Below are 868 nucleotides of genomic sequence, written 5' to 3'. Positions count from 1 at the left end.
GTGACGGCGTCCACCATGCGATATCCGGCATTACCCGCATGTACTACCTCATGCTCGCCGGATAGGCGCCCGGTCCCCGCGACGTCAGGACGCACCCCGACCGGGAGAACGATCACTCACGGGACAGTTCTTCGGTGGTCATGCTCCCTGCTGTGCTGCCGATGTTCGCGGCTGCGCATCTGGGCTGAGTTTCAATACGCCTCGAATCGAGGTCGAAAAAGGCTCAACATCTAGTATCCCATCCTGGCGGACGAGCGCCTTGTGTCAGTACCTTACATGCTATGGTCATATCTGCGATAGCACTGTTCATCATAGGTACGGCTTTGACGCTCGGGCTACGCACATGGGTTCAATGGAAACGTACCCGAGATACCGGGCACCGACACGATCCGGCGCCGCGGTTTTCCGCACAGGGGTGGTCCCAGCAGCTGGTGCTCCTCAATAATGCTCTGGTCGCCGCAGGGCCGATAGCGGCTCTTTTCGGGCTCTCTCCGCTTCCCAGTCTCGATCACACGGCGCTGAATGTTTCCGGAGTGGTGATCACCGTGGCCGCCCTCACTTTCACCGTGGCGGCACAATTCCACATGGGTGATTCCTGGCGCGTAGGCGTGGCCCGGGAGGAACATACATCGCTGGTGGTCGGCGGGTTCTTCACATTTGTCCGAAACCCCATCTTCGCCGGGTTCGCGGCCGGGAGTGCAGGTATGGCGTTAATGGTGCCGAACATTTTCTCTCTCGCCGGTTTTGTCAGTTCGGTCGTTTCCGCGCAGGTCACGGTGCGTCTGGTCGAGGAGCCCTATCTGGTTGCCATGCACGGGGAGGACTACATCCGATACGCCGACAAGGTCGGGCGCTTCGTCCCCGGCGT

The 868-nt window shown here is 60.4% G+C and carries 1 protein-coding gene; it reads left to right on the top strand.

The genetic code is table 11. The annotated features are described in order from the left end of the window. Nucleotides 1–533 precede the first annotated feature (533 nt). Nucleotides 534–868: methyltransferase family protein (locus tag TN53_RS47645; protein WP_199924747.1), on the top strand; the 335-nt coding region annotated here is incomplete at its 3' end.

Origin of the sequence: Streptomyces sp. WM6386 (assembly GCF_000972385.1) — a bacterium.
Taxonomy (GTDB): domain Bacteria; phylum Actinomycetota; class Actinomycetes; order Streptomycetales; family Streptomycetaceae; genus Streptomyces.
Note: the sequence above shows the minus strand (reverse complement) of the source record. Positions and strands in the feature narration are given on the sequence as shown.